The sequence below is a fragment of the Pseudomonas sp. CGJS7 genome, from assembly GCF_036961695.1.
Map to the genome: position 1 here is coordinate 1 of NZ_JBAMDI010000232.1, position 7,869 is coordinate 7,869.

Annotated in this window: 8 protein-coding genes and 1 pseudogene; 7 read left to right on the forward strand and 2 right to left on the reverse strand. The window is 67.9% G+C overall.

The genetic code is table 11. The features are described 5' to 3' along the window. A partial coding sequence (locus V7787_RS51490) for a pseudouridine synthase (protein WP_336095252.1) occupies positions 1 to 889 on the reverse strand: 889 nt, incomplete at its 3' end. Positions 890 to 951: 62 nt separating this feature from the next. Between V7787_RS51490 and V7787_RS51495 the strand changes: the two genes are divergently transcribed. The 3 genes from V7787_RS51495 to V7787_RS51505 are packed head-to-tail and all read left to right on the forward strand — an operon-like array spanning position 952 to position 3,979. After that, positions 952 to 2,202, forward strand: coding sequence for a DUF418 domain-containing protein (locus V7787_RS51495; RefSeq protein WP_336095253.1), 1,251 nt, complete (start codon positions 952 to 954; stop codon positions 2,200 to 2,202). Between the two features lie 30 nt (positions 2,203 to 2,232). After that, complete coding sequence (locus V7787_RS51500; RefSeq protein WP_336095254.1) at positions 2,233 to 2,790, forward strand: YaeQ family protein; 558 nt, start codon at positions 2,233 to 2,235, stop codon at positions 2,788 to 2,790. 1 nt (position 2,791) lies between these two features. Continuing rightward, a complete protein-coding gene (locus tag V7787_RS51505) occupies positions 2,792 to 3,979 on the forward strand; it encodes an NAD(P)/FAD-dependent oxidoreductase (protein WP_336095255.1) in 1,188 nt (395 codons plus the stop codon). Positions 3,980 to 4,363: 384 nt separating this feature from the next. On the opposite strand, the gene rimO is transcribed toward V7787_RS51505, so the two are convergent. Further along, positions 4,364 to 5,722: a 30S ribosomal protein S12 methylthiotransferase RimO gene (gene rimO, locus V7787_RS51510; protein WP_336095256.1), complete on the reverse strand. Its 1,359-nt coding sequence runs from the start codon at positions 5,720 to 5,722 to the stop codon at positions 4,364 to 4,366. A gap of 174 nt (positions 5,723 to 5,896) precedes the next feature. Between rimO and V7787_RS51515 the strand changes: the two genes are divergently transcribed. From V7787_RS51515 to V7787_RS51530, 4 genes and pseudogenes are all read left to right on the forward strand, one after another. Next, positions 5,897 to 6,559: a dienelactone hydrolase family protein gene (locus tag V7787_RS51515; RefSeq protein ID WP_336095257.1), complete on the forward strand. Its 663-nt coding sequence runs from the start codon at positions 5,897 to 5,899 to the stop codon at positions 6,557 to 6,559. Beyond that, positions 6,556 to 6,966: an HIT family protein gene (locus V7787_RS51520; RefSeq protein WP_336095258.1), complete on the forward strand. Its 411-nt coding sequence runs from the start codon at positions 6,556 to 6,558 to the stop codon at positions 6,964 to 6,966. The genes V7787_RS51515 and V7787_RS51520 overlap by 4 nt, the downstream gene beginning before the upstream one ends. Next, positions 6,963 to 7,670 (forward strand): 5-oxoprolinase subunit PxpB, encoded by a 708-nt coding sequence (gene pxpB, locus V7787_RS51525; RefSeq protein WP_336095259.1) that lies wholly within the window; start codon positions 6,963 to 6,965, stop codon positions 7,668 to 7,670. Before V7787_RS51520 ends, pxpB begins: the two co-directional genes overlap by 4 nt. Further along, positions 7,667 to 7,869, forward strand: a pseudogene (locus V7787_RS51530) (hypothetical protein); the annotation flags it as partial. The gene pxpB and the pseudogene V7787_RS51530, both read left to right, overlap by 4 nt.

The following is a 7,869-nucleotide window of genomic DNA, read 5'->3' on the forward strand; positions in this document are numbered from 1 at the left end:
AGGCGCTGCGAAATTCGCGCTCGCGCCCGTCGATCGGATCGACAAACCGTAACTCGCGCGCCAGCAACTTCAGCGGCCGCTCGAAATCGTCCTCGCCGCGCGCCGACAACGGATAAAACGGATCGTTGACGATCGGCGCGCCCAGCGCGGCCATGTGCACGCGCAACTGGTGCTTGCGGCCGCTCACCGGCGCCAGCGCGTAACGCCACAGCTGCGCTCCACGCTCGATCACTTCGATGCGGGTTTCGCTGTTGGCCTCGCCCTCGACCTCGCGCATCAGAAAAAACGGCTCGCCCGGCGCCAGGCGCGAGCGATGGGTGCGCGGAAACGTCAGCTGCGGCAGCGGCGCGGCCAGCGCTTCATAGCGCTTGTCGATGCGGCGTTCGCGAAACAGCGCCTGGTAGGCGCCGCGCGTGGCCGGATCGCGCGAGAACATCACCAACCCGGCGGTGCCGCGGTCGATCCGATGCAACGGCGTCAGCTCCGGCTCGCGGTAACGCCGCTGCAGCCGGCCCAGCAAGGTCTCGGCGACGAAACCGCCCGCCGGGGTCACCGGCAGGAAATGCGGTTTGTCGGCCACGATCAAGCGTTCGTCCTCGAACAGCACCCGCTCCTGGAACGGAATCGCCGGCTCGCGCTCGACCTCGCGGAAGTAGACGATCTCCATGCCGACCCGATAGGCGTCGTCCGCCGCCAGCGGCCTCCCGCCCGCATCGAGCACGCGGCCGCGCGCGAAGCGGTCGAGCCAGCGCGCGCGATCGATCGCCGGAAACCGCGCGCACACGCCGTCGATCAGACTGCGCCACGGCCCGGGCGGCAGTTGCAGCCGGCTCGGCCGATCGGCGGAGGACGGATCGGTCGAATCGAGGTCGCGCGGCGGACTGGACATGCGACCATCATCGCCGATCGCGCCCGACACAACCCGACTCGCCTGCCCGGAGAACGCCATCGATGCCGCCCAGCGCCCAGCCCGTCGCCGCCGATGAACGCATCGAACTGATCGACGCGCTGCGCGGCTTCGCCCTGGCCGGGGTACTGCTGGCCAACCTGCGCGACTTCAGCCTGTACGTGTTCCTCGACGATGCCGCGCGCGCCGCGCTGCCGGCGCCGGCCGCGCAGCGTTGGCTGGAGATGCTGCTGAGCGCGACCGTCGACGCCAAGGCCATGACCGTGTTCGCGTTGCTGTTCGGCGTCGGCTTCGCCCTGCAGCTCGAACGCGCGTCGCGCCACGACGACGCCGGCCTGCGCGCGCGCCGGCGCTATGCCTGGCGCTTGCTGTTGCTGCTCGGTTTCGGCCTGCTGCACGCGGCGCTGTGGTACGGCGACATCCTGCGTTACTACGCGGTGTTCGGCCTGCTTCTGCTGCCCCTGGCGGGTTGGCGGCCGCGCACCCTGGCCTGGCTGGGCGTGTTCGTCGCCCTCGCCGCGACCGCGCTGATGCAGCCGTTCATGAAACCCTGGTCGGCCCAGTTCGCCTCCGCCGAACAAGCCAATGCGGCGGCGCTGGCGGCGCTGTCTTCGCCGCAATGGCCGACCATGCTGGCCGGCAACGCCGAGCACGATCTGTGGGTCCACGCCACCGCCTGGAGCCTGCCGTTCTTCACCCTGGGGCGCTTGCTGCTGGGCATGGCGATCGGCCGCGCCGGCCTGCTGCAAGACCCGCAGGCGCATCTGCGGCGCTGGATCGTCCTGCTGGCCTGGACCTTGCCGATCGGCGCGCTGCTGTGCGTGTATTTCCTGCTGCGCGACTACGGCGGCCTCGGCCTGGAGTTGTTCGGCCTGCGCGGCGACGCCGCGCGCATGCTGAGCCGGCTGCTGCGAAACACCCTGTATCTGTCGCTAGGCCTGGCCTACATGGCCGGCTTCGTACTGCTGTTCCAACGCCCCGGCGCGCGCCGCTGGCTGATCTGGCTGGCGCCGGTAGGCCGCATGGCGCTGAGCAACTACCTGGCCCAGACCGCGCTCGGCCTGGCGATCTTCTACGGCATCGGCCTGGGCGTCGGCCCGCGCTACGGCCTGTGGGCGGTGCTGGCGGCGTTCGTGGCGATCTTCGCCGCGCAAATCGGCTTCAGCCGCTGGTGGCTGCGGCATTACCGTTACGGGCCGCTGGAGTGGCTGTGGCGCTGCCTGACCTACCGGCGCTGGCTGCCGCTGCGGCCGTGCCCGGCCGACGAACCGGACGCCGACGCCGCCAAGGCCTAGAATGCGCCCTCCTCTCGCCCGGAGCGGCCCATGGCGCCCAACGCCACCATCGTCAAGATCGAACTGCAAATCAGCGACATGGACCGGCATTACTACGCCGCCCACGCGCTCACCCTGGCCCAGCACCCTTCCGAAACCCAGCAGCGGTTGATGGTGCGCATGCTCGCCTTCGCCCTGCACGCGCACGAGCGCCTGGAGTTCGGCCCGGGGCTGAGCAGCGAGGACGAGCCGGATCTGGCCTTGCGCGATTACACCGGCGATATCGAGCTGTGGATCGATGTCGGCCAGCCGGACGAATCGCGCATCCGCAAGGCCTGCGGACGCGCGCGGCAAGTGGTGGTGGTCAACTACGGCGGCAACGCGGCCAACATCTGGTGGGACAAGAACGCCGCCACCCTGCGCCGCTTGAAGAACCTCACCGTGCTCGACATCGACGCGGCCTGCGTAGAAGCGATGGCGGCGATGGTCGAGCGCAGCTTCCGCCTGGATTGCCAGATCGCCGACGGCGAAGTCGCGCTGAGCAACGACAAGGCCAGCGTGCACCTGACCCCGAGCGTGCGTCAGGGCGCGGAAGCGCGAGCGGCCTGAGATGGCGCAGGTTTACGACGTCGTCATCGTCGGCGGCGGCGCGGCCGGACTGATGTGCGCGCTCACCGCCGGCCGGCGCGGCCGCCGCGCGCTGGTGATCGAGCACGCCAACAAGGTCGGCAAGAAGATCCTGATGTCCGGCGGCGGCCGCTGCAATTTCACCAACACCGGCGCCACCGCGGCCAACTATCTGTCGGCCAATCCGCATTTCTGCAAATCCGCGCTGGCGCGCTACACGCCGTGGGATTTCATCGCGATGGTCGAACGCCATCGCATCGCCTATCACGAGAAAGAACTCGGCCAGCTGTTCTGCGACATCTCCTCCAAGCTGATCGTGAAGATGCTGGTGGACGAATGCGTGGCGGCCGGGGTGCGGATCGAAACCGGTTGTTCGATCGACCGCATCGCCCACAACGAAGGCGACAGCGCGTTCCGGCTGCACACCAACCTGGGCGCGTTCGCCGCGGCCTCGCTGGTGATCGCCAGCGGCGGACTGTCGATTCCGAGCATGGGCGCGAGCGGTTTCGGCTACGAACTGGCGCGCCGTTACGGCCACAACGTCTTGCCCACCCGCGCTGGGTTGGTGCCGCTGACTCTCAGCGGCAAGCACCAAGAGCGCTTGCAGGATCTGAGCGGCGTCGCGCTGCCGGTGACGGCGAGTTGCAACGATGTGGAGTTCAGCAATCAGATGCTGATCACCCACCGCGGCGTCAGCGGGCCTTCGATTCTGCAGATTTCCTCGTATTGGCAGCCTGGCGACGATTTGCGTCTGGATCTGCTGCCGGGCCGCGATGCATTGGATTGGTTGCAGACGCAGCAGCGCGAACGTGGGGCGGCGGAGCTTAAGACCGTGCTCGGCGAAGTGGTGCCGAAGCGGTTCGCGCAGCGCTTGTGCGAGTTGTGGCTCAGCAACAAGCCGATGAAGCAGTACAACCTGCCCGAGCTCAAGCAACTCGCGGCGACGCTGTCGTCGTGGCCGTTGACCGCCAGCGGCACCGAAGGCTATCGGACCGCGGAAGTCACGTTGGGCGGGGTCGATACCGATGAAGTGTCGTCGAGCACGATGCAGTCCAAGCGCGTGCCGGGGTTGTATTTCATCGGCGAGGTGATCGATGTGACTGGGTGGTTGGGTGGGTACAACTTCCAGTGGGCGTGGGCGTCGGGGAATGCGGCGGGGTTGGCGGTTTGATAGGGGCGATTCGAGCCCTTTGCCCTTGCCTCTTAGCCTTTGCTTCTTGCTCGTCATTCCCGCGAACGCGGGAATCCAGGGCTTTTCGTGCGAGAACGCTTGAAGTCGCTGGATTCCCGCGTTCGCGGGAATGACGACCTGGAGGGATGGCGCTGAAGTCTCTGGATTCCCGCCTTCGCGGGAATGACGTTCTGGTGAGTGCGCGCTAAGGCCTTAGGGTCGCGCTTCCGCTCTTGGCTTGAACGTACACAACAGGAAGCAGCGCACTTACCTACCGTCATTCCCGCGAACGCGGGAATCCAGGGCCTTTCGTGCGAGAACGCTTGAAGTCGCTGGATTCCCGCTTTCGCGAAATGACGAACCGGCAGGCAATGCCTCAGCCGCTCAATCGTCCAACACGGCTTCGCCGAACAAATCATGTTCGTCGCTACCCATGATTTCCACATCGACGAACTGCCCCACCCGCAGTTGCGCCTCCAACCCGTTCTGGATCTGCACCAGCCCATCGATCTCCGGCGCATCGGCCATCGAGCGCGCGATCGCCAGGTCTCCGTCGATCGCATCGATCAGGCAGCGCTGCACGCTGCCGATCTTGGCTTCGAGCTTGTTCGCGGAAATCTCCGCCTGACGCTCCATGAAACGCGCCAGACGCTCCTGCTTGACCTCTTCGTCGACCGGATCGGGCAGATCGTTGGCCTTGGCGCCGTCCACCGGCGAGTAGGCGAACGCGCCGACCCGGTCGAGTTGGGCTTCGTCGAGGAAATCCAGCAGCTCCTCGAATTCCTGCTCGGTCTCGCCGGGGAAGCCGACGATGAAGGTGCTGCGGATGGCGATGTCCGGCGCGATCGAGCGCCAGCGCTGGATCCGTTCCAGGGTCTTGTCGACCGCGCCCGGACGCTTCATCAGCTTGAGCACGCGCGGGCTGGCGTGCTGGAACGGGATGTCCAGGTACGGCAGCAGTTTGCCTTCGGCCATCAACGGGATGATGTCGTCGACGTGCGGGTACGGATACACGTAATGCAGGCGCGTCCAGATGCCGAGCTCGCTCAGGCCCTCGCACAGCGCCTTCATCCGGGTCTGGTAGGACTTGCCGCGCCATTCGTGCTCGGCGTACTTCACGTCCACGCCGTAGGCCGAGGTGTCCTGCGAGATCACCAGCAGTTCCTTGACCCCGCCCATCGCCAGCTTTTCAGCCTCGCGCAGCACCTGATCGACCGGGCGCGAGACCAGATCGCCGCGCATCGAGGGAATGATGCAGAAGCTGCAACGGTGATTGCAGCCTTCGGAAATCTTCAGATACGCGTAGTGCTTCGGCGTCAGCTTGACCCCGATGTCGTTGTCGGCGATCCGGCGCGGGACCAGATCGACGAAGGGATCGTGCTTGGGCGGCAGCGCCGCGTGCACCGCGCTCATCACGCTGCCGTAGTCCTGCGGGCCGCTGATCGACAGCACGTCCGGATGCGCTTGGCGGATCAGCTCCGAGCGCTTGCCCAGGCAGCCGGTGACGATGACCTTGCCGTTTTCGGCGATGGCCTCGCCGATCGCGTCCAGCGATTCGGTCACCGCCGAGTCGATGAAGCCGCAGGTGTTGACCACCACCACGTCGGCATCGTCGTAGCTCTGGACGATGTCGTAGCCCTCCACCCGCAACTGGGTGAGGATGCGCTCGGAATCGACCAGCGCCTTGGGACAACCCAGGCTGACGAAACCGACTTTCGGATTGGCGGGGGCGCTGGCGGACATGCTGGCGTGGCAACCTGATGATGGGACCTGAACGAACGCGGTGTGCCCGCTGCGGCGGGCCTGGGCGTGCGCGTGGTGCGATGAGGGCGCAAAACGCGCTTGGGGGCGCGGATTATAGCCTGCGGGGCTAAACTGCCTGCGAATCGGTTTCATCCGCACACGGAGCATCCCCCCATGGCTCATTGGATCGATCTGGACACCCCCGCCGGCCCCGTACGGGCCTGGCGCGCCGACCCCACCGGGCTGCCGCGCGGCGGCGTGGTGGTGTTGCAGGAAATCTTCGGCGTCAACGAACACATCCGCGCGGTGGCCGAGCGCTTCGCCGCGGCCGGCTATGTCGCCCTGGCCCCGGCCTTGTTCGATCCGGTCGAACGCCAGGTCGAGCTGGACTACGACAAGGACAGCGCCGCGCGCGGCAGCGAACTGCGCAACGCGGTCGGCTTCGACCGCGCCAGCGACATCGTCGGCGCCGCCGCCCACCTGCTGCAGAGCGAGGGCCTGCGCACCGGCGCGGTCGGCTTCTGCTGGGGCGGCTCGCTGGCGTTCCTGGCCAATACCCGCCACGGTCTGCCGGCGGTGAGTTATTACGGCGCGCGCACCGTGCCGTTTCTCGGCGAGCCGCTGCGCGCGCCGATTCTGTTCCACTTCGGCACCCGCGACGCCAGCATCCCGGCGGAAATGATCCAGCGCCATCGCGACGCGCTGGCGAACGCGCCGATCCACCTCTACGACGCCGATCACGCCTTCAACCGCGACATCGGCGATCACTACGATGCCGCCAGCGCCGAACTGGCCTGGACCCGCACCCTGGACTTCCTCGCGGACGCGCTGAAATGAATCCCTGGCACCTGCACCCGCAACTGGCCGACGACACCCATCCGGTCGCGCAATTCGAGCTGTGCGAACTGCGGTTGATGGACGACGCCAATCACCCCTGGCTGATCCTGGTGCCGCGGGTGGACGGCGCGGTCGAGCTGGTCGATCTGGACGAAACCCAGCAGCAAACCCTGACCCGCGAAATCGCCGCGGTCAGCCGCGCGCTGCAGGCCGCGTTCGCGCCGCACAAGCTCAACGTCGCCGCGCTCGGCAATCTGGTGCCGCAGTTGCACGTGCACGTGATCGCGCGCTACCGCGAAGACATCGCCTGGCCGCGTCCGGTCTGGGGCATGGCCACCGCGCAACCGTATTCGCCCGAGGCGCTGGTGCAACGCTTGCGCCTGTTGCAGGACGCCTTGGCCCGGTGAGCGCACGCCAGGCGGTGGCGGAATTCGAAGCGCTGGCCGACGACGCCTGGCTGCTGCGTTTGGGCGAACGCATCGACGACGCGCTCAACGCGCGCGTGCACGCGCTGGCCGCGCGCATCCGCGCGCAGGCGCCGGACTGGTTGCGCGATCTGGTCCCGGCTTACGCCAGCCTGGCGGTGTTCTTCGATCCACTGAGCGTCGATGCCCAAACCGTGCGCGCATGGCTGACGCGGCAATGCGACCAATCCGCAGACGACGGCGCCGCGACACCGGCGCGCACCATCGAAATTCCCGTGGCCTACGGCGGCGAATTCGGCCCCGACCTCGACGCCGCGGCGGCTGAACTCGGTTTGTCGCCGACTCAGTTGATCCAGCGCCACGGCGACGGCGACTACCGCGTGGCGATGATCGGCTTCGCCCCCGGCTTCCCGTATTTGTCCGGGCTCGACCCGGCGCTGACGCTGCCGCGTCTGGCCACTCCGCGCACCCACGTCGCTGCCGGCAGCGTCGCCATCGGCGGCGCCCAGACCGGTATCTATCCGCGGCCCGGCCCGGGCGGTTGGCGTCTGCTCGGGCGCACGCCGCTGCGGCTGTTCGACGCCGCGCGCGCCACCCCGAGCCTGTTGCAGCCCGGCGACCGGGTGCGCCTGCGCGCGATCGGCGCCGACGAATTCCAGGCGCTGAGCGAGGACGCCAGCGAATGAACACCGCGAACCCCCACGCCGACTGGATCGAAGTGCTCGCGCCCGGCGCGCTGAGCTGCGTGCAGGACCTCGGCCGCGACGGCTGGCGCCACCTCGGCGTCGGCCGCGGCGGCGCGCTGGATCCGCGTTGCGCGATCCTCGCCAACGCCCTGGTCGGCAACCGCGCCGACGCCGCGGTGCTGGAATTGGCGCTGCACGG